The sequence below is a fragment of the Geotalea uraniireducens Rf4 genome (assembly GCF_000016745.1).
Taxonomy (GTDB): domain Bacteria; phylum Desulfobacterota; class Desulfuromonadia; order Geobacterales; family Geobacteraceae; genus Geotalea; species Geotalea uraniireducens.
The window spans coordinates 4538192-4557987 of the sequence record NC_009483.1; the positions used below are offsets into that span (position 1 = coordinate 4538192).

At 54.9% G+C, this 19796-nt stretch carries 19 protein-coding genes; 5 read left to right on the top strand and 14 right to left on the bottom strand.

What is annotated here, in order from left to right; genetic code table 11:
- Positions 1–274: 274 nt before the first annotated feature.
- From ltrA to GURA_RS19830, 10 genes are all read right to left on the bottom strand, one after another.
- Entirely contained in the window at positions 275–1678 is a 1404-nt protein-coding gene (ltrA, locus tag GURA_RS19790) for a group II intron reverse transcriptase/maturase (protein ID WP_011937128.1), read from the bottom strand.
- 624 nt (positions 1679–2302) lie between these two features.
- Positions 2303–3169, bottom strand: a complete 867-nt coding sequence (locus GURA_RS19795; protein WP_011940681.1) for an AAA family ATPase — start codon at positions 3167–3169, stop codon at positions 2303–2305.
- Positions 3170–3314: 145 nt separating this feature from the next.
- Positions 3315–3482, bottom strand: a complete 168-nt coding sequence (locus GURA_RS23760) for a YezD family protein (RefSeq protein ID WP_011940682.1) — start codon at positions 3480–3482, stop codon at positions 3315–3317.
- Between the two features lie 46 nt (positions 3483–3528).
- A complete protein-coding gene (locus tag GURA_RS19800) occupies positions 3529–4599 on the bottom strand; it encodes a sulfate/molybdate ABC transporter ATP-binding protein (protein WP_011940683.1) in 1071 nt (356 codons plus the stop codon).
- A 27-nt stretch (positions 4600–4626) separates the two neighbouring features.
- A complete protein-coding gene (gene cysW, locus GURA_RS19805) occupies positions 4627–5511 on the bottom strand; it encodes a sulfate ABC transporter permease subunit CysW (protein ID WP_011940684.1) in 885 nt (294 codons plus the stop codon).
- 14 nt (positions 5512–5525) lie between these two features.
- Positions 5526–6362, bottom strand: a complete 837-nt coding sequence (gene cysT, locus GURA_RS19810) for a sulfate ABC transporter permease subunit CysT (protein ID WP_011940685.1) — start codon at positions 6360–6362, stop codon at positions 5526–5528.
- A gap of 91 nt (positions 6363–6453) precedes the next feature.
- Positions 6454–7467: a sulfate ABC transporter substrate-binding protein gene (locus GURA_RS19815; RefSeq protein WP_011940686.1), complete on the bottom strand. Its 1014-nt coding sequence runs from the start codon at positions 7465–7467 to the stop codon at positions 6454–6456.
- Between the two features lie 72 nt (positions 7468–7539).
- Positions 7540–8001 (bottom strand): RrF2 family transcriptional regulator, encoded by a 462-nt coding sequence (locus GURA_RS19820; RefSeq protein WP_011940687.1) that lies wholly within the window; start codon positions 7999–8001, stop codon positions 7540–7542.
- A gap of 67 nt (positions 8002–8068) precedes the next feature.
- Positions 8069–8773, bottom strand: a complete 705-nt coding sequence (locus GURA_RS19825; protein ID WP_011940688.1) for a Smr/MutS family protein — start codon at positions 8771–8773, stop codon at positions 8069–8071.
- Between the two features lie 94 nt (positions 8774–8867).
- Entirely contained in the window at positions 8868–9731 is an 864-nt protein-coding gene (locus GURA_RS19830; protein ID WP_011940689.1) for an OmpA/MotB family protein, read from the bottom strand.
- 208 nt (positions 9732–9939) lie between these two features.
- Between GURA_RS19830 and GURA_RS19835 the strand changes: the two genes are divergently transcribed.
- Both GURA_RS19835 and GURA_RS19840 read left to right on the top strand, forming a co-directional pair.
- The gene (locus tag GURA_RS19835; RefSeq protein ID WP_011940690.1) at positions 9940–11886 is read left to right on the top strand and encodes a GspE/PulE family protein; all 1947 of its coding nucleotides are present in this window, start codon (positions 9940–9942) and stop codon (positions 11884–11886) included.
- A 3-nt stretch (positions 11887–11889) separates the two neighbouring features.
- The gene (locus tag GURA_RS19840) at positions 11890–12738 is read left to right on the top strand and encodes an HDOD domain-containing protein (RefSeq protein WP_011940691.1); all 849 of its coding nucleotides are present in this window, start codon (positions 11890–11892) and stop codon (positions 12736–12738) included.
- 112 nt (positions 12739–12850) lie between these two features.
- Here GURA_RS19840 and GURA_RS19845 read toward each other — a convergent pair whose 3' ends face one another.
- On the bottom strand, positions 12851–13222 hold the full coding sequence (locus tag GURA_RS19845) for a PilZ domain-containing protein (RefSeq protein WP_049818963.1): 372 nt from the start codon (positions 13220–13222) through the stop codon (positions 12851–12853).
- A gap of 486 nt (positions 13223–13708) precedes the next feature.
- On the opposite strand from GURA_RS19845, the gene GURA_RS23080 reads away from it, so the two are divergent.
- Positions 13709–14851, top strand: coding sequence for a GGDEF domain-containing protein (locus GURA_RS23080; protein ID WP_011940693.1), 1143 nt, complete (start codon positions 13709–13711; stop codon positions 14849–14851).
- Between the two features lie 45 nt (positions 14852–14896).
- Here GURA_RS23080 and polA read toward each other — a convergent pair whose 3' ends face one another.
- Together polA and GURA_RS19860 are read right to left on the bottom strand one after the other, a co-directional pair.
- The gene (polA, locus tag GURA_RS19855) at positions 14897–17575 is read right to left on the bottom strand and encodes a DNA polymerase I (RefSeq protein ID WP_011940694.1); all 2679 of its coding nucleotides are present in this window, start codon (positions 17573–17575) and stop codon (positions 14897–14899) included.
- On the bottom strand, positions 17572–17748 hold the full coding sequence (locus GURA_RS19860; RefSeq protein ID WP_011940695.1) for a DUF4177 domain-containing protein: 177 nt from the start codon (positions 17746–17748) through the stop codon (positions 17572–17574). Before GURA_RS19860 ends, polA begins: the two co-directional genes overlap by 4 nt.
- A gap of 226 nt (positions 17749–17974) precedes the next feature.
- Here GURA_RS19860 and GURA_RS24810 point away from each other — a divergent pair, with 226 nt between their 5' ends.
- The gene (locus GURA_RS24810; protein ID WP_011940696.1) at positions 17975–18148 is read left to right on the top strand and encodes a hypothetical protein; all 174 of its coding nucleotides are present in this window, start codon (positions 17975–17977) and stop codon (positions 18146–18148) included.
- Between the two features lie 259 nt (positions 18149–18407).
- On the top strand, positions 18408–18851 hold the full coding sequence (locus tag GURA_RS19870; protein ID WP_011940697.1) for an Hsp20/alpha crystallin family protein: 444 nt from the start codon (positions 18408–18410) through the stop codon (positions 18849–18851).
- Between the two features lie 72 nt (positions 18852–18923).
- Here GURA_RS19870 and larE read toward each other — a convergent pair whose 3' ends face one another.
- Positions 18924–19751 (bottom strand): ATP-dependent sacrificial sulfur transferase LarE, encoded by an 828-nt coding sequence (gene larE / locus GURA_RS19875; protein ID WP_041245575.1) that lies wholly within the window; start codon positions 19749–19751, stop codon positions 18924–18926.
- Between the last annotated feature and the right edge of the window lie 45 nt (positions 19752–19796).

Below are 19796 nucleotides of genomic sequence, written 5' to 3' on the forward strand. Positions count from 1 at the left end.
GCTTCCGGTCGACCGGCAGGCAAGAATTTTCTGTTGTTGATTTTCTTCTGGTTAACCCTGCCGATTTGCACGAATTTCACTTGCCCATGGGAAACAAAAAGACCAAGTACATTCTTTCAACCTCCGGTTATCCGGTCAGTCACGCCGATGGTTACCGGTGGCCGGGTCCTGATTTTTTCCTTAACGAAAGCCGACTACCTGAAATCGGGTAGGAGGCGGGATTGCTCCCGCCGTCCTCCCACACCACCGTGCGTACGGTTCCGTACACGGCGGTTCATGAAGTACGTTGAAGTCGGTGAAGCTGGTCTATGAGTGATACCAGCCCCAGTTTGTCGAAGTAGAATTTCGGAACAGCTTTGTTCATATGCGCGGCCCCTGCATTCCACCAGGGGCCGCGGCCGTTTGTGGCCGACCGCCATGCAGTTGCCTCCGATAATCCCCGCCGCATCAGTTTCTTTGCTCGCGTCTTGGGGCGCTTCCACTGCTTCCAGAGAATGCGACGCAGTTTACGTCTCAGCCATCCGTCCAGTTCCTCGAAGATGCCTTTTACTTCCGCGTACCGAAAGTAGTTTAACCAACCCCTAAGTTTCGGGGTTGTCTCTTCAACGGTGGTTTGGATGTTCTGACCCCTTCCCCGCCTAAAGATCGTCTTGAGGTTGGCCTTGAGCCTGGCAGCCGCTTTCTTGGCCACGGTAAGCCGCGGTTTGCGGTGCCGGGTCATGCTGTAACTCAGAAACGACCTTTTCCACGGACGGTCAACCGCGCTTTTGCCCTGGTTGACCGTGAGCTTGAGCCGCTCGGACAGGTAGCCGGTAATTGAGGCCATGACACGCTCGCCGCTTCTCCTCGTTGCAACATAGATATTTGCGTCGTCGGCATAGCGGCAGAACTTATGGCCCCTTCTTTCCAGTTTCTTGTCCAGTTCGTCGAGGAGGATGTTGGACAGCAGCGGCGAGAGAGGCCCGCCTTGCGGCGTGCCTTCCAACCGGGGTGACGTCACTCCTCCTTCAAGTATCCCTGCCTTAAGGTAGCTGTCGATAAGGGACAGCACCAGACGGTCTCCAACCTTGCGTTTCACCAGCGACATAAGGGTGTCGTGGTGGACTCGGTCGAAAAATTTCTCAAGGTCAATGTCAACCACCCACCTAAGGCCGCTCTCTACATACTTCCGAGCTGCCTTGATCGCTTGATGGGCGCTCCGTCCAGGGCGAAACCCGTGGGAACTTATGGAGAAACCAGGGTCGAACAGCGGGCTCAAAACTTGATGCACCGCCTGCTGAATGAGTCGGTCAAGGACGGTGGGAATTCCCAGCATCCGTGTGCCGCCTCCCGGTTTGGGAATTTCTACTTTCCGCACCGGTTGCGGGTGATACGTTCCCGTCAGCAGTTCTTCTCTGATGCGCGGCCATTCCTCCTGTAGGTAGCCCTTCAGGGCCGTTACCGGCATGTTATCGACGCCGGGCGCTCCCTTGTTGCGCATTACCCGTGAGTATGCCGCCATCATGTTGCCGCGACTGACGATCTTCTCCATCAGTCCCGTTGCCGCTTCCGGCCAGTGAGCTGCTTTCCTTCCCGTGACGTTTGCCGCACCTCTCCCTTTCTCTCGCGGTTTCCAACCGCTACCCTCCGGGCTGGCGCCGGGTATCCCAACCCGGCCTTCTGCTGCTCCTGTCGTCATCGAAACTCAAGGCTCCTGTCCGCTTACTTCAAGTTCGGCCCTTTGTCGGTCGGTTATTCCGACTCGTATGGCCTCTGCTGACTTCTGCCAACCCATCCCGGCACCTCTCGATGCCGGTAGCACAAGGCAGGTTGACAGACCTCCCAGGGTAATGCGCGTGACCTTCATCCCATATACCCGCCGCATCTACTTCCACATCTTTCTGGATGGTTATCGGGCTTTGAATCTGTTTGCCTTCTCGCCCAGATGTGGCTGCCTCATATGCGATTCCTGTTCGTCGGGCCAGGACTTTGCCTACAGCTTCCTTCAGATTCCGGGTCGCCCCGGACACCCTTGCTGTTCAGCTATCGGTTCCCACCATCAGGGTCCGAAGAGGACTTTCACCTCCAAGTCACCAATCAGGCACCATACCCAATTGGATGGCGCTTACGCGCCACGCGCCATGCCTGGCGCACAAACAAAAAGAGGCTAAGGAAATTTCCTTAGCCTCCAGTTGTCTGGTCAGCCGCCGTTCGTTAAGAACCGGTTACTTAAACTTATTTACCTATCGTTTTAATAGACTAATATCAGGTATAAAAAATGCTGTCAACAATTTTTTCATTTGAAACAATATTTCTTGATTGTTTAAATTCCTTCGCCATTCGATATTACTCCAGTTTCCAACTCAACAATCCGGTCACCCCACCCCCTGGCCCAGTTTGTCATTTCCTCACGGGAGAGCGAATGGGGAAGGCCAACCGCTTCATGCTCGGCGATATGCCTTGCCAGACGTCGGTAGAGGTAGGCGTGGTTCGACAGTGGCGCAGCGTCAATCACGGTACGGCCGTAGAGCTCGCACTGCATAACCACCAGCGAACGGGGTATGTACCGAACATCCGTCACCCCCGTTTTAGCGGCGAAGTCGGCGATTATCGACTCCATGAATGGAGCGGCCAGGCCGTTGGCAAGTATGCCGCCGAATGTCAATCGCCCTCCGTCCCCGTGCTTCTGGATGGTCCTGAGGATATTGTTGGCAGCAAAGATCGACATGAAATCCGATGAGCTCACCACATAAACCCGTTCCGCGATGCCATTGAGGAGCGGCGCGGTAATGCCGCCGCAGACCGCTTCCGCCGATACGTCGTACAGGACAAAGTCCGGCCGGTAGCTCTCCAGGAAGGACGGTTCACCCAACCGGGAAATAACGGCTTTGAAACGATGTCCGCTGCAACCCACATGCGGATCAGGCATGCCCGCCTCGACGCAGAGAACCCCTTTGAATCCGGTGACGGCCACATCTTCCACAGCCAGAGGCCGCTTTGACGAGAGGAGATCAAGGATGGTTTTTACTCTCACATCGCCCCTGAGGGTTCTTGTCGAATCATGTCTGGCGTCAAACCCGATCTGGACGACCCGGAATCCCAACTCGGCCAGTGCCGCACTGATGTTTGCGGCCGTGGTCGAGGTCCCGACGCCTCCCTTGCCATACAGGACAATATGCTGCGCAGCCATGGATAATCCTCTCTTCCGGGAGCTTATGCCTCATTTTCAGACCATGAGGCGCCGACCTCAATGATATAAATCTATCTACTTAATAGACTTATAATGTAAAAAATTTTCCCTGCTTTTACCTTCAATTCAGGGATTATCGACTAATCTACTTAAGTCTGATCTTTTCGTTGCGATCAATCTGAATCACCTTGCCATCCTGGATTACCAAGGTAACGGTCCCGTAACGGATCGCCCCCACGGATTCGCGGATCCTCTGCTCCAGCTCCCGGCTCCACGCTTGCGTTGTTACTGTTTCGACACTTCTTATCATCATCGCCTCCTCTGCCCCGGGTAAACGGACACATTTCCGTTAAGCACTCTCATATCTGGTAATCATCGACAAACACGCGGAACTTCCGTGCCCTGACAAAAACGGTTTCACCAACCTTGAGCGCCAGTTTCTGGTAAACATCCCTGGTCAGTTCCGCATCGAGGCTTTCAAAGGTATCCCCCCGCTCCAGTTCTACCCGCACGATCGGCCCGATCGAGTGGATATGGCGAATCACCGCTTCGACAGAGGAACTGTCCGCGTAGCAACGCTCGATCTCCAGGTCGTGGGGGCGCACATAGCCGACTGCCGGCTGGTCCGGCAAAGCCGCATGCTCCGGGGCGGACAGTTCCATTTGCCCAAGCTGCACATGACCATCATGGACCCTGCCGTGGAAGAGGTTGACGTTGCCGAGGAAGTTGTAGACAAAGGGCGTCGCGGGGCGGTCGTAGACCTCCTCCGGTGTTCCCGCCTGCTCGACCCTGCCCTGGTTCATGATCACCACCCGGTCGGCGACCTCAAGGGCCTCCTCCTGATCATGGGTGACGAAGACGCTCGTGATATGCAGCTCGTCATGGAGCCTGCGCAGCCAGCGGCGCAGCTCCTGGCGGACCCGCGCATCGAGGGCGCCGAATGGCTCGTCGAGAAGCAGTACCTTCGGCTCCACCGCCAGGGCCCGGGCCAAGGCAACCCGCTGGCGCTGCCCGCCGGAAAGCTGGGACGGAAAACGATGGGCCATCCCCTCCAGCTGTACGAGACGGATCAGCTCATGGACCTTGGTGCTGATCTCCGCCTTGCCCGGTCGGGTACTGCGCGGCCGGACCTTGAGACCAAAGGCGATGTTTTCAAAAACCGTCATATGCTTGAACAGGGCGTAGTGCTGGAAGACGAACCCCACCTTCCGCTCGCGGACGGCCCGACGCGTGGTGTCCTCCCCGTGGAAGCGGATGCTTCCGCTATCCGGGGTTTCCAGGCCGGCGATGATCCGCAGCAGTGTGGTTTTGCCGCAGCCGGACGGACCAAGAAGGGCGATCAGCTCGCCGGTCGGGATATCCACGCTGACATCCTTGAGTGCAGCAAATCCGTTGAAGCTCTTGGTTATGTTCTTTACATCAATACTCATGCGGTTTCCCCATACTCTTTCAAGATGTTACTCATTGCCGGGCACCGGTTGCCGTTCCCGATTGAGCCGCCACTCCACCAAGCTCTTTGCCACCAGGGTAACGATGGCCAGCATCGCCAGGAGCGACGCGACGGCAAATGCCGCCACGTAGTTATATTCGTTGTAAAGGATCTCCACATGAAGGGGCATGGTATTGGTGGAACCGCGCACATGGCCGGAGACCACCGATACTGCACCGAATTCCCCCATGGCGCGGGCATTACAGAGGATGACGCCGTAAAGAATCCCCCACTTGATGTTCGGCAGGGTCACCCTGAAGAAGGTCTGCAACCCGCCGGCGCCCAGAACCAGGGCAGCCTCCTCTTCATCCTTCCCCTGCGCCTCCATGAGGGGGATGAGTTCCCTCGCCACGAAGGGAAAGGTAACGAAGATGGTTGCCAGGATGATCCCCGGCACGGCAAAGAGGATCTTGACGTCGTGCGCCTGCAACCACGGCCCGAACCATCCCTGGAGCCCGAAGAGCAGCACATAAATCAGACCGGATATGACCGGAGAAACGGAGAAAGGGAGATCGATCAGGGTGATGAGAAAACTCTTGCCGGGAAAGTCGAACTTGGCGATCACCCATGCGGCGATAACGCCGAAAACCAGGTTGAGCGGCACGCAGACCGCCGCCGTCAGCAGGGTGAGCTTGATGGAGGCAATGGCGTCCGGGTCGCGGAAAGCGGCGAAGTAAGCCGCTGCCCCCTTTTCCAGGGCCTGGCTGAAGACCGCCGCCAACGGCAGCAGAAGGAAGAGACCGAGAAAGATGAGCGCAACGGTGATGAGCAGCCAGCGCACTGCTGCCGGTTCCGTCAATTCCGCACCGGGTATCCGGTCCTTTTTAGGTTTCAAGCCGCCAATCGGATTCATTCTCCCCCCTTTCTTTATTGTTCCGCAAACCGTCTGCTCCATTTCTGGAGCAGGTTGACGGCAAACAGCAGGATGAACGAGGCCGAGAGCATGACCGAGGCAATGGCGGTGGCCCCGGCATAATCGTACTGTTCCAGCTTGGTGATGATCAGGAGCGGGGTGATTTCCGAGACCATCGGCATGTTGCCGGCTATGAAGATGATCGAGCCGTACTCTCCGACCGCCCTGGCAAAGGAGAGGGCAAATCCGGTCAGGAGTGAGGGGAGCATGACGGGAAACAGGACCCGGTGAAACGTCTGCCAGCGGTTGGCGCCCAAGCAGGCGGCGGCCTCCTCGATTTCCGTTTCCAGCTCCTCCAGCACTGGCTGGACGGTGCGCACGACAAACGGCAGGCCGATGAAGACCATTGCCACGAGAATGCCGAGGGGCGTATAGGCGACCTTGATGCCGTGCGGTTCCAGCCATTTGCCGAGCCAGCCGTTCGGGGCGTAGACCGATGCCAGGGTAATGCCGGCAACGGCTGTCGGCAGGGCAAAGGGGAGATCGACCAGGGCATCGATGATCCTTTTGCCGGGAAAGCGGTAACGCACCAGTACCCAGGCCACCAGCACCCCGAACAGAGCATTGATGGACGCCGCCAGGAGTGCAGCGCCGAAGGTCACCCGGTAGGAGGCGACCACCCGCGGCGCGGTTACGGCCGCGACAAAATCCCCGAAGGTGAGGGTTGCCGTTTTGAAAACCAGCGCAGACAGAGGAATCAGCACGATCAGACAGAGATAGAAAATCGTGTAGCCGAGTGTCAAGCCGAATCCGGGCAGGACGTTATGTCGTTTCTTGATGAAAAATTTCATCGATATATCCTGTAGGGGCGTACCCGAGTGTGCGCCCTTTCCGTTGTGGATAACAGGGCGGACACATAGGTCCGCCCCTGTCTACACCATGTCACTTGCTCGGTTTATAGATCTGGTCAAACAACCCGCCATCGGTAAAGTGTTTCTTCTGGGCCGCTCGCCAACCGCCGAAAAGCTCATCGATGGTGAAGAGCTTCACCTTGGGAAAGTTCTTGGCGTACTTTGCCGCCACCTTCTTGTCGCGGGGGCGATAGTAGTTCTTGGCCGCAATCTCCTGCCCTTCAGGGGTGTAGAGATACTTGAGGTACTCTTCCGCTACCTTGCGGGTCCCCTTCTTGTCCACCACCTTGTCCACCACGGCTACCGGCGGTTCTGCGAGGATGCTCAGCGACGGAACAACGATCTCGAACTTGTCTTTACCCAGTTCGTTCACAGCGAGAAATGCCTCGTTCTCCCAGGCGAGAAGCACGTCGCCGATCCCCCTCTGGACAAAGGTGGTCGTTGAGCCACGGGCGCCGGAATCAAGGACCGGAACGTTCTTGAACAGCTTGCCGACAAATTCCTTTGCCTTGGCTTCGTTGCCCCCCTTCTGCTTCAGGGCGTAGCCCCAGGCAGCCAGGTAGTTCCAGCGGGCGCCGCCGGAGGTTTTCGGGTTCGGTGTAATCACCGAGATCCCAGGTTTCACCAGGTCATTCCAGTCCCTGATTTTCTTCGGGTTGCCTTTGCGGACCAGGAAGACAATGGTGGAGGTGTAAGGGGAACTGTTATTTGGCAGACGCTTCTGCCAATTGGCAGGGATCAGCTTGGCCTTGTCGTGAATTTCATCGATGTCGTAAGCCAGCGCCAGCGTCACCACATCGGCTTCAAGGCCGTCGATGACTGCACGCGCCTGCTTGCCGGAACCGCCGTGGGACTGCTTGACGGTAATGTTCTCCCCGCTCTTTTTCTTCCAGTACTGGGCAAAGGCCCCGTTGAAGTCCTGGTAGAGCTCCCGGGTCGGGTCATAGGAAACGTTGAGCAGGCTTACTTCCGCCAGCGCGGCGACGGGCACGGAAACGGCCAGGGCCGCGAAGACGAGGATTTTGCTTATTTTTTTCAATAACATGATGCTGCCTCCTTGTGTTGTTTTACGCGTCTCGTAAATCTATCTATTTAGTAGTTTAATGAGACAAAAAAATTAGATGTAGTAGTGCAAGACCCCTTTACCCTGCTGCTCCGCCTTCTCGGTACGCTCAAGTACATCTGCAAGGGTTGTTCCGTCGAGGATCTTGGCCATCGCATCACGGACATCCTTCATCATCAACCGGATGCCGCAGGTTCTTTCATCCACGCATTCATCACATTTTGCATAGGCGGTTTCGCTCACGCAGGGAACCGGGGCCAACGGTCCCTCAAGAATCCGTATTACGGTGCCCATACTGATATCCTTGGGAGACTTACCCAGGTAGTAGCCTCCCCCCTTACCTTTCCTGCTCTGGAGTATGCCGTTGTTTTTCAGGGTCAGCAGGATCAGCTCCAGGAATTTTTTCGGGATCCGCTCATCCCGCGCAAGATCCGCAATCAGGATCGGCCCCTTGTCATAGACCCTGGCGAGATAAATAATCGCCTTTAAGGCGTATTTTGTTTTTTTGGAAATCATTTGGATACCCTACTAAGTCGATGGATTGTACTTTATATTTGTTTATTCAAACTGTCAAGAAAACATTTCAGGCAATGTCAATTTTTTCTGCGGTTTTTTCCTTGTCCTTGAGAAAGACGACAAAAGCACCCGCCCCCCCCATCTGCCGCGGGGCGGGAGAGAACTCGGCGACCATCCCCTTTCCCTTGTCGCGCAGCCAGCCTGCCACAGCCGTTTGCAGGACCGGCTCGCCGGGAGAATTATTCCCCTTGCCGGTAATGACCAGCACCCCCTTCTGACCGCGATTGTACGCACCGCCGATAAAGCGCGCCAGGTTTTCCAGTGCCTCGTCCCTGGTCAAGCCGTGCAGGTCGAGCTGGAAATCGATACGGATCGTCCCCCGCCTCAACTGCCGCAGCCTGTTGGACGGCAACGGCCGAAGAGGCGAAACATCTTCGGGCAACTCATCCTGGAAGACCACATCCATCTCCAGCTTTTCCAATGCCTGGAGAAAGAGGCGCCGCTCCTCCTCGTCGATCTTGCGCGCTATGGGTGCTGCCGGCTTCGGCGCCTTGCCGGGAGTTGAAGCTGGGGGATGCAATCTGCGCACATCGGAAAATTCGCGCAGGAACAACTCCGCGTCATCCAACTCTTTGACTACGGGCTTCGGCTGCGGAACCGCATCAGCCTTGGCGCCGGAGCCCGCCGGCATCGCCTGGACCCCCTTCAGCGCCTTAAAGGGGGAGTTGACAAAAGGCTTGCTCTTTGGTTGTGTTTTTTTATCCTTTTTCATGGGAACAGTCTTGCCTTGATTTAGTCCAAAAAGAGCCGAGGTTTGACCCAAACAACGGGCCTGGAACAAAAACCAGGAAACCGGATCCCGGCAACTACTCCTTCGGCACCAGAATGATCTCAATCCTCCGGTTCTTCGCCTTCCCCTCCGGGGTATCGTTGCCGGCAACCGGTTTAAATTCGCCGTAGGCAATCGCAGCCAGGTTGGTCGGATCGATCCCCTGCTGTTGCAGGTAGCGGGTGACATTGATCGCGCGGGCAGCCGAAAGCTCCCAGTTGGTCGGGTACTTTTTCGCCAGGGCGCCGACGATCGACACATTGTCGGTATGCCCCTCGATGCGGATCGACTTGTCCTTGATGTTTTTCAGGATATCGATCACCTTTTGCAGCACCACGAGTCCATCAGGCTTCACCTCTGCCTTGCCCGAATCGAAGAGAACGGCATCAACCATGTTCACCGTCAACTTTCCCTTCAGCTCCGAGATGGTTACCTGTCCCTGGGATATCTCGCTCTTCATCTTTTCCAGCAAGTCCTCGTAAGTCTTGCTCGTTTTCTGCACCTCTTCTTCCTTGGCTTTTTTCAGACTGGCTATATCTTCCTTCAGCTTGGCGTTCTCGTTTTCCAGGTCGGCGATCTTCTGCCGCAACTCCGAAATATTTTTCGACAGGGTATCGGATTTCGCCTTGAGCACATTGTCCAGCTCCTTGTTGTCGGCAACAAGCTTTTCCTTTTCTTTGCCCAGTCCGGCAACGTCCTTATTCAGCTTGTCTACAGTTGCCTTCAACCCTTCATTTTCAGCATTGAGGGCCTTGTACTGCTTCTGCAGCGCGACCAGACTCTTGTCGAGGGTTTCTGCCTCCTCGACCTTCTTCAGATATTTGCCCTCACCCACCAGACAGCCGGTCAATGAAAAGGAAAGAACCGTCAATACCACCAGCAACCAGACCTTTTTCAGCATAGTCAGCCTCCTTATTTATGGGAGCGGCATCAGTCGCACCCTTTTGCCGGGCAAAACGAGCCCGCATAACCCACCCCAAGAGTTGCTAATACTACCAACCGGCCAGGGCAAAGTCAACAAACTGCTCAGGAAACCAACCATTAAAGTTTTGCCCTTGAAAGCCGATACTATTGTTATCACCGTACAGTCTCTTTGAGTCAGGAGAACAATGGCTAACGACGCGATTATCCCGAATGGCAAATCATTACAGGACAAGGCATTGCTGACGTCCTCCGGCGTAGCCGTGAAAGATGCTGACTCAGGCAGCGAGATTGCCGCTCTGCTTGCCAAGGAAGGGTTTCTTTCTCCTCAAAATCTTGCCCATGCCAAAAGGGTCAAATCCAAGCTATCTTCGCCGAAAACATTGACATCAGTGCTTCAGGAGCTGGGTTTCATCAGCAAAGAGCAACTTCGCGACGCCCTGCTGAAAAACCTGGTCTCGGTCAGAATCGGAGATCTTCTAGTCGAACTGGGTCATTTGAAACCGGCGGATCTGCAAGCGGCCCTCGGCATCCAGAAAGAATCGAACGGCGCAAAGAGACTCGGCGAGGTCCTCGTTGACAACCGCTTCATCGACGAATTGACGTTCGCCGAAACCCTCGCCTTTCAGCTCGGCTTCCCATGCCTCGATGTGGACATAGCGGCCATCGACCGCTCCATCCTCTCCAGAGTGCCGCTTCAGACGCTCTCCGACCACAATTTCATACCGATAACGGCAAAGGACGGAAAGGTGCTGGTGGCATTTGCCGACCCACTGGACGCGCAGGACCGGGCGGTCGCGGAAAAGATCTTCGGCAACTCCATGGATTTCGCCATATCGACACGCAAGGGGATCCGCGAGGCCATCGCCTTCTTCAAACGGAGCGGCACACGGACTGACACCACGGCTGTCGACGAAAATACCATCATGGGGATCGTCAATGCGTTATTCGAGGAGGCGGTCAAGGAAGCGGTCAGCGATATCCACATCGAGCCGATGAAGGACCGGCTTCGCGTCCGTTTTCGCCGCGACGGCGTCTTACTGCTCCATAAGGATTTTCCCAAGGAGCTGGCCCCGCCGATCAGCAGTCGGATCAAGATCCTTGCCGAGGCTGATATTGCCGAAAGAAGACGCCATCAGGACGGCAGAATCCTCTACGAGAGCGACCAGAACGGTTTCACCCTCGACCTGCGCGTTTCGTTCTACGTCACCATCTATGGCGAAAAAATAGTGCTGCGGCTTTTAAATAAAAAGGGCGAACTCCTGGACATCAAAGATATCGGCATGCCGCCACGCATGCTGGAACGGTTCCTGGACGATGCGGTTGATACGCCGAGCGGCGTGCTCATCATCACCGGCCCTACCGGTTCCGGCAAGACCTCGACCCTCTACAGTTGTGTTCACCACATGAACAACCTCAACACATCCATCATCACCGCGGAAGACCCGGTAGAGTACATCATAGACGGCATCTCCCAGTGCTCCATCAACACAAAAATAGGCGTCACCTTTGAAGAAACGCTTCGCCACATTGTACGTCAGGACCCGGACATCATCGTACTCGGCGAAATCCGTGACACCTTTTCAGCGGAAACGGCCATCCAGGCCGCACTCACCGGCCACAAGGTCCTTACCACCTTCCACACCGAAGACAGTATCGGAGGACTTCTCCGGCTGATGAACATGAATATAGAAGCGTTTCTCATCTCCTCAACGGTAGTCTGCGTTCTGGCGCAAAGACTGCTCCGGAAAGTCTGTCCACACTGCGCCGAACCGTACATCCCGACCCCGACCGAACTCCGCCGCCTTGGTTACGGCAATGAAGAACTGAAAGGTAATGAGTTCAAGATCGGGCGGGGCTGCAACCACTGCCGGTTCAGCGGCTATCGCGGTCGAGTCGGAATTTTTGAAATGTTGGTATTAAACGAAATGGTCAAAGACGCTATTCTCAGTAAAAAAACGTCCTACGAAATCAGACGTATCAGCACTGAAACTTCGGGCCTCGTCACACTCATGGAATCGGGTTTGTCAAAGGCGGCAAAGGGATTGGTTTCCCTTCCTGACGCCATCAGGATGCTGCCCCGATTGGGAAAACCGCGACCGCTGAATGAAATTCGCAGACTGCTGGGAGAATAACACGTGGAAAACAAGTCATTTGTCGACATAATTAAAGAACAATCAACCGCCGAAGACCTGCAGCTTCCCCTCTTTCACCCTGTCGCTCTGAAACTTCAGCAAGTCCTGAAAAAAAGCGATTTTACCATCGAAAGCGTCATAAACCTCATCATGAGAGATCAGGCCCTGGCCAGTCAGATACTTCGAATCGCAAATTCCGCATTTTTCAGCGGCTTGAGCAAAGTTTCGACGATACATGATGCGGTAATCCGTCTCGGGGCCAAGCAGGTTGCAAACATAGCGATGATGGCAAACCTGGAAGAAAATTACACTTTTGCCATTCCGGAACTTCGGACATTCTCCCAGGATCTCTGGAAGCACGCCATGGGATGTGCACTGGGGAGCAGATGGCTGGCAGAAAAGACGGGATACAAAAACCTTGCACAGGAGGCTTTTTTAGGCGGACTGCTTCATGATATCGGCAAGCTCTTCATCTTGAAAGTGCTGGAAAAAATCCTGGTGACAAAGAAAACCGATCTGAAGTTTTCCAAGGCGTTAACGCTGGAAATAATGGAGTCAGTACACCGTGAATCAGGGTACTCTCTCATGCAAAAATGGAATCTGCCTGAAACGTACTGTGTAATTGTTCGCGACCACAACCAGGAACAATCCGACTCCGGTAATGTATTACTTTCCATTGTGCGCCTCGTCGACAATACCTGCCGGAAAATCGGACTCGGATTGCACCATGATCCGACCATCGTTCTTGTTGCCACCTTTGAAGCACAAGTTCTAGGCATCAAGGAAATCATGCTTGCCGAACTTGAAATAATGCTTGAAGACACCATGGGGATTGCTCCGCCATCGCAGTAATTCCAATTTTGGAGCAATAAAAAAGGGGCCAGCCGTTATCCAGCCACCCCCTTTCCCGCCATTCACTCCCGATGCACCGACAATGGTCGGCCAATCGACAATCCATCAACATTCAGGAAAGTATCCCGCCCCGGCCAACAAACGTTTCAAAATCTTCCGCCTCGACATGCCGGCTTCGCCCCTCAGCAGCTTCGTTCTTTTTTTCATTGAGCACCGAATCAACGTCGATTCTCTTAAAACTGAGCCCAATGCCGGCTTCCGTCGTTCTGACAACCGTTGCCGGGATCGAAAAAGAGAACTTTTCATCCGCCCCATCAAAGTTTATCGCCACTGATACCGTATCATCAACAGCCAGCGGATGCTCTGTTTTAACAAACAGACCTCTCAAGCTCAGATCTGCAACTTCGCCTTTAAACGTTACATCGTTATGGGTAATGAGAGCTTCGGCCCGAAAACCGAACCGGTCGAATTTCCTCTGTTCCACTGGGAAACCCTCCTTTCAATTGCTGTAGCTATTAATATTCAATAGGAATCACTATTAATGAATAATGCGATTTGAACATATCGACTCTCTGAAAAATGATTTCGAGATTATCACAAGTTTTCCGAAAGCAAAAGAAAGAGTTCATAATCTTTCCCTAAACCGCCTTAATTATCATGGTCAGCCGATTTAACCTTAACGGTGCTGCCTCACATATATCCGCATTCATGTCATATTTTTGACCAACCACGACAATTTTCAGCAGCATCATCGTTGGTCGTCAAAGAATATTCTCAGCGCCACTACGTACAAACCCTCAATGGGACAGGATCTAAAGGGGTCGGTGATACTTTGGCAAGCATTTTGCTATCTTAGATATGCTTTAACAATAATTTTGCATGTGCCCTGATGGTACTAACTTGACGATCGTACGGATGACACGTTAAAACTTCCTCAAATATGCTGAAGCTGCACGGAAGGAATCCGCCAATGAAGAATTTGCCCAAGAAACAAACGCCCCCTGAGAATTTTCAGGAGTTGGGAAACGGGGCCGGGCATAACAGGGAAGCAGAGCTGCAAAAGCAGTTGAATGAGGCCCTGTTTATCGGAAAGTTCATGGGAGCCATCAATGCCACTCTCGACCCGAACGATGTTTGCGCCATTGCGGCAAGGGTCTTGTATGAACATGTCCCTTATCTCAGAATCGTTTTTTCCCTTTCAGAGAAACTTGGCAGCAACACGTTGACCTTTTCACCGGCAGAACCGAAACAATCAGGATTTAATCCCGCAGCCGCAGATTCTATTTACAATTCCGATGCGGATAGTATCAGGCAAATCCAGTGCGACAATCCGACGTTCTTATGCAACGACAACATCCGCTTCCGCCGCTATTCCTTTGAGCTGCCGGAAGAGATGGGAAACATCGAGGTCTTTTTTGACAAACGGGCCATCAGCAGTTTATCCGTCCTCTTTTTAACCGGCGTCGCTGAAAATTTTGCGCGCACCCTCAAGAATTCCCTGGAATACAGCAAGGTGAAGGAACTTGCCATGCGGGACAGCCTCACCGGCCTGTTCAACCGCCGCGTCTTTGACGAGATGCTGGGCCTTGAAGGAGAGCGACAGAAGTTGATGCCCTTGTCCCTGCTCCTGATCGATCTGGACGACTTTAAACAGGTCAACGACACCTTCGGCCATTCCGCAGGAGATCAGGTGCTGGCCACCTTCGGCAGAATCCTGCGGGAAAGCTGCAGAGGAGCGGACCTTGTGGCGCGCTACGGGGGCGAGGAATTTGCCGTCGTCCTGCCGACTACACCATCGTCAAAAGCTTTCGAGATCGCCCAACGCCTTCGGATCAGATTTGCCGCCACGGCATTTGCCTTTGAAGGTCGCCACTTCAAGCTGACGGCAAGTATCGGCATTGCCTGCACCTTCGACACGTCAAGCGTCCCTGTCAGCGACCTCGTTCAACGGGCAGACAATGCACTGTATCGAGCCAAAAAGGAAGGCAAGAACAGAATCAGCGTCTATTCAACCGGAAAGGTTGAGCCTGTCGGCCGGAAAACGGAGCGCAAGAAAACCAATGCTCGGCGCCAGGCTGGCGAGTTGGCCTATGCAGGAGTGCTGACCCTGTAACGCCCGTTTGACCGCAACGGCCACCGCATCCACCTGCCCGCAAGGTCAGTGGGCCTCGCTCCAGTTCCTGCCGAAGTTCATATCCACCCTGAGCGGTACGCGCAGAGTAACAGCGTGCTCCATTTCGTGTTTCACGAGCATCTCCATCGCCAGCTTTTCCTCTTCCGGCACCTCGAACACCAATTCGTCGTGGACCTGCATGATGAGACGGCTTTTCATCCCCTCCCGCTCCATCCGGTCAACCACGCGCACCATCGCCTGCTTGATGATATCGGCCGCCGACCCCTGGATCGGATAGTTGACGGCGTTCCGCTGGGCAAAGGCCCGAATGTTGCCGTTTGAACTCTTGATATCCGGGATGGGAAGGCGCCGGCCAAGAATAGTGGTAACGTACCCATTATCCTCCGCCTCCCGGACACAGCCGTCAAGAAAGGTCCGGGCGCCTGCGTGACGGGCAAAGTAGTTGTCGATGAATTCCTTTGCCACCTTCGTCGATACGCCGAGCTCCCTGGCCAGGCTGAAGGCTCCCTGGCCGTAGATTACGCCAAAATTGATGGTCTTGGCCTGGCGACGCATCTCCTGGGTAACCATCTGGGGGAAGAGGCCGAACACTTCGGCGGCGGTCCGGGTATGGATGTCCTCGTCCCTGGCAAAAGCGTCACAGAAGACCCGGTCCGCCGACAGGTGGGCCAGAACCCGCAGTTCGATCTGTGAATAGTCGGCGGAAAGGAGGAGGCACCCCTCCGCGGCAATGAAGGCATGGCGGATGCTGCGACCTTCTTCCGAGCGGATCGGGATGTTCTGCAGATTCGGCTCCGACGAAGAGAGTCGACCTGTATTGGTCACCGCCTGGTTGTAAGAGGTATGGACCCGCCCCGATGCAGCATCGACGAGCTTGGGCAGGGCATCGGTATAGGTGGACTTCAGCTTGGACAGGCTCCGGTACTGGAGGATCAGCCGGGCAATCTCGTGCTCCCCGGCCAGCCGTTCCAGTTCGTCTACATTGGTCGACCAGCCGGTTTTGGTCTTGGTCTTTTTGCCGACCTGCAGTTGCAAGCGCTCAAAAAGGACCTCCCCCAGCTGCTTCGGCGAGTTGACATTGAACTCTCCCCCGGCCAGGGCGAAGATCTCTCGCTCCAAGTCGGCAAGCTGGCCGCCGAATCCGTCTGAGAGGCGCTGCAAAAGCGGCAGGTCGAGCTTTACCCCGTACAGCTCCATCTCGGCCAGGATCTTGACCAGCGGCATCTCCAGCTCGAAAAAGAGCCGTTCCATCCCTGACTCGGCAAGCCTCGGCAAGAAGAGCTTGTGCAGGAGATAGGTGGCATCGGCGTCTTCGCAGGAATAGACCGACGCTTTCTCCACTTCGACCTGGGCGAAGTTCTTCTGTTCCTTCCCCTTGCCGGCCACCTCGGCATAGGAAATCATCCTGTGATCGAGAAATTCCACTGCCAGCGAATCAAGCCCCTGGCTGGTGCGGGTCGGGTTGAGCAGATAGGAGGCGAGCATGGTGTCGCACCAGATCCCCTGCATATCGATCCCGGCCCGGCGCAACACCTGGTAATCGTACTTGATGTTCTGACCGATCTTGTGCTTCTCCGGATCGAGCAGTAGCGGCTTGAGTGCTCCGAGTACATCGTCGCGGGAGAGCTGGTGCGGCGCCCCCGGATAGCGGTGGCCGACCGGGATATAGTACGCCTCATGCTCGCGGAAAGAGAAGGAGATGCCGACGATCTCCGCTTCGAGCGGGTTGAGACTCGTGGTTTCCAGGTCAACGGCAAAGGCCCGGACGGCGGTCAATTGCCGGACAAGGGCCGTGAAATCGTCGGAGGAGAGAACGGTCCGGTAATCTTCCGCCGAGAGGGTCGCCTCACTGGTCAACTCCTTCATCAGCGTCGTGAATCCGTATTCCTTGAACAATTCCGCCAGCCGCCGGTTGTCCTGCGGAGACGCGGCAAAGTCGTCGTAAGACCAGGCCAAAGGGACATGACAATCGATGGTTGCAAGCCTCCGCGAGAGACGAGCCTGCTCAGCAAATTCCTGCAGACGCTCGCCGGTCTTTCCCTTCACCTCATTGGCCCGCGCCAGGAGCTCATCCAGCGAACCGAAATCGTTTACCAGTTTGATCGCCGTCTTTTCGCCGATACCGGGAACACCGGGAATATTGTCGGAAGAGTCGCCGGCCAGGCCGAGGATGTCGATAACCCGCTCAGAACCAACTCCGAACCGCTCAACCACCTCGGCAGGCCCCGAAACCTTGTCCTTCATGGTATCCAGAAGCGTGACGTTGTCGCTGACGATCTGCATCAGATCCTTGTCGCCGGTCACTACCACCGCGGCCATCCCCTTCTCTTCACAATCGCGGGCGATGGTGCCGATAATGTCGTCGGCCTCGAAACCGGCCAACTCGAGCGCCGGGATGTTGAAAGCCCGCACCGCCTCCTTGATCGGCTCAATCTGCTGCCGCAGGTCGTCAGGCATGGCAGCGCGGTTTGCCTTGTAGTCGGCATAGATTTCGTTGCGGAAGGTCTGCCGGCCGGCGTCGAAAATCACGGCGAGATGGTCCGGTTTTTTCTCCTTGATCACCTTCAAAAGCATCTGGATGAAGCCATAGAGCGCATTGGTGGGGAACCCTTTCGGCGAAGAAAGATGGCGAATCGCATAGTAAGCCCGGTAGATGTATGATGAGCCGTCGATGAGATAGATGGTTGGTTTTTCCGACATCATTTCACCTCTTCCCGGGTGAAGATGACAAAGGCCATGCTCGGCCGTTTGCTCGACTCGCGCATGGCGAACTGCATGCCGTCAAAACGCCAACCCTTGGCCGTCCACTCGTTTAAAATCTCCTCCAGCGTATCTTCCGCCACGGAACTCACTTCCACAACCTTATAAACCGGCATCCGCCACCTCATGCTTGAATTTCCGGGAATATTAGCCGATAACTCCCCGCTCTTCAAGGGGAATAATACAGCCATTGCCTCACTTCCGGCTTGCGCCGAACTGCGCGCCAAAATGCTGTTGCATCCGATTGAAAAACTGATATCATGTCAGAAAAAGCGAAGGGAGGTGCCGACAAGCATCACAGCTGCAACGCAACCAGGAATCATAACAAAAAGGGGAGTCAGTATGACAGAGCGAGAAGTGGAAGAAATCGATCAACTGGCAAATGAGGCGGAAGTAACCCTTAAATATGACTACGACAAGAAGGATCAGAAGGAAAAGAGGGCGATGACGAAACAGACCCTTTACGACGGCTCAAAAAAACTGAAACACAGCGTACCTAAAGGAAAAAGGGTATAAAGCCTGAAAATTCAGATAATTGAATAGATACCAATCAGAGAGGGGGAGAAGGCGTTACATGCGTCTTCTCCCCCTTGACATTGGAAAGATGCTGCTTATTTTTACGTAAAATGATCTAATCCAATTTCAAATCAAGGATGAAATCAAGGCGGCGAGGAGTGAGGCGACGAAGGCGTACAACTGCGTACGTTGAGGAGCCGAAGACGAGCCAACGAAGATAGCGCCTTGATTTGAAATTGGAATAAGGAGGAGGCAACCCATGGCAATCGTCAAGTATAACCCTTTCAAAGACCTGAGAACCATGCAGGAAGAGATGAACCACCTGCTGGACCTGGCCTGGAACAGGGAATCCGGCGAGGATTTGAAAGAAGGAATCTGGCAGCCGCCGGTCGATATTTACGAAGATCGGGATTCGGTGGTTATCAAGGCGGAAGTGCCGGATATCGACCAGAAGGATATTGAAGTAAAAATCGAGAACAACACCCTGACCCTGCGCGGCGAGAGAAAACAGAACCTGGAAGTGAAAAAGGAGAACTACCACCGGGTCGAACGCTATTTCGGCACCTTTCAGCGCAGCTTCACCCTGCCACATACCATCGACCAGGAGAAGGTCGAGGCAGTCTGCGACAAAGGGGTATTGACCGTTGTCCTGCCGAAGAAAGAGGAAACCAAGCCGAAGCAGATCAAGGTGGAAGTGAAATAGGCAGGTTAAAGGATAAAGGTCAAAGGTAAAAGGCTCGAGGAAACAAGGATCGGGTCGAGGTTCTCCTCGAACCTATTGCCTCGATCCTCGTTCCTCTCCAACTTCGTTCATGCTTCCTGTCCGGTATCCCTCCAGATCCAGCGCCACATAGGTAAAACCGGCCCCTTTGAAAAACTCCACCACGGAATGGCGCATTTCCGCTTCCAGAAAGCGCGCCATATCCTTTTCCGCCAGCTCGATCCGGGCGGTTTCATTGTGGAATCTCACCCGGTAGACCGCAAAGCCTTTTTCCTTGAGAAACTCCTCGCACGATTCAACCATCGCCAGCCGCTCAGAAGTTATCTGCACCCCGTAGGGGAAACGGCTGGCAAGACAGGCATACGGCTGCTTGTCCCAGGTGGGGAGACCGAGTTCTCGGCTCAACCCGCGGATATCGTCCTTGGACAGACCCGCCTCCAGCAAGGGACTCCGCACCTTCAGCTCCCCCACCGCCCTCCGCCCAGGCCGGTAATCACCCAGGTCATCGGTATTGCTGCCGTCGGCAATGCAGGCGTATCCCTCCAATGCAGCCTTTTCCACGCAGAGCTGAAACAGCTCTTTCTTGCAGTGATAGCAACGATCCCTCGGATTTTCGGCAAACCCGGGAATTTCGAGCTCGTTCGATTCCATCACGATCTGCCTGGCGCCGATTTCCCTCGCCAGTGAAACCGCCTGCCGAAACTCCGATTCGGGATAGGTGGGTGAAGTGGCGGTGATGGCGCAGGCCTTGTCGCCCAGCACGTCATGGGCCACCTTGAGGAGAAAGGTGGAGTCCACCCCGCCGGAGAAGGCGATCAGCACGGAGCCCATCTCCCGCAGGAGCCCCTTGAGTTTCTCGTATTTCAAGTGCAATTCATCCATAGCAGACCTCAATAAAGAACGGCCCGTAAGAACGGGCCGCCTCTG

Bases quoted from the DNA above. Each gene is read 5' to 3' on its own strand.
- ltrA (WP_011937128.1), bottom strand. From the start codon at position 1,678: ATGACGACAGGAGCAGCAGAAGGCCGGGTTGGGATACCCGGCGCCAGC.
- GURA_RS19795 (WP_011940681.1), bottom strand. From the start codon at position 3,169: ATGGCTGCGCAGCATATTGTCCTGTATGGCAAGGGAGGCGTCGGGACC.
- GURA_RS23760 (WP_011940682.1), bottom strand. From the start codon at position 3,482: ATGATGATAAGAAGTGTCGAAACAGTAACAACGCAAGCGTGGAGCCGG.
- GURA_RS19800 (WP_011940683.1), bottom strand. From the start codon at position 4,599: ATGAGTATTGATGTAAAGAACATAACCAAGAGCTTCAACGGATTTGCT.
- cysW (WP_011940684.1), bottom strand. From the start codon at position 5,511: ATGAATCCGATTGGCGGCTTGAAACCTAAAAAGGACCGGATACCCGGT.
- cysT (WP_011940685.1), bottom strand. From the start codon at position 6,362: ATGAAATTTTTCATCAAGAAACGACATAACGTCCTGCCCGGATTCGGC.
- GURA_RS19815 (WP_011940686.1), bottom strand. From the start codon at position 7,467: ATGTTATTGAAAAAAATAAGCAAAATCCTCGTCTTCGCGGCCCTGGCC.
- GURA_RS19820 (WP_011940687.1), bottom strand. From the start codon at position 8,001: ATGATTTCCAAAAAAACAAAATACGCCTTAAAGGCGATTATTTATCTC.
- GURA_RS19825 (WP_011940688.1), bottom strand. From the start codon at position 8,773: ATGAAAAAGGATAAAAAAACACAACCAAAGAGCAAGCCTTTTGTCAAC.
- GURA_RS19830 (WP_011940689.1), bottom strand. From the start codon at position 9,731: ATGCTGAAAAAGGTCTGGTTGCTGGTGGTATTGACGGTTCTTTCCTTT.
- GURA_RS19835 (WP_011940690.1), top strand. From the start codon at position 9,940: ATGGCTAACGACGCGATTATCCCGAATGGCAAATCATTACAGGACAAG.
- GURA_RS23080 (WP_011940693.1), top strand. From the start codon at position 13,709: ATGAAGAATTTGCCCAAGAAACAAACGCCCCCTGAGAATTTTCAGGAG.
- polA (WP_011940694.1), bottom strand. From the start codon at position 17,575: ATGATGTCGGAAAAACCAACCATCTATCTCATCGACGGCTCATCATAC.
- GURA_RS19860 (WP_011940695.1), bottom strand. From the start codon at position 17,748: ATGCCGGTTTATAAGGTTGTGGAAGTGAGTTCCGTGGCGGAAGATACG.
- GURA_RS24810 (WP_011940696.1), top strand. From the start codon at position 17,975: ATGACAGAGCGAGAAGTGGAAGAAATCGATCAACTGGCAAATGAGGCG.
- GURA_RS19870 (WP_011940697.1), top strand. From the start codon at position 18,408: ATGGCAATCGTCAAGTATAACCCTTTCAAAGACCTGAGAACCATGCAG.
- larE (WP_041245575.1), bottom strand. From the start codon at position 19,751: ATGGATGAATTGCACTTGAAATACGAGAAACTCAAGGGGCTCCTGCGG.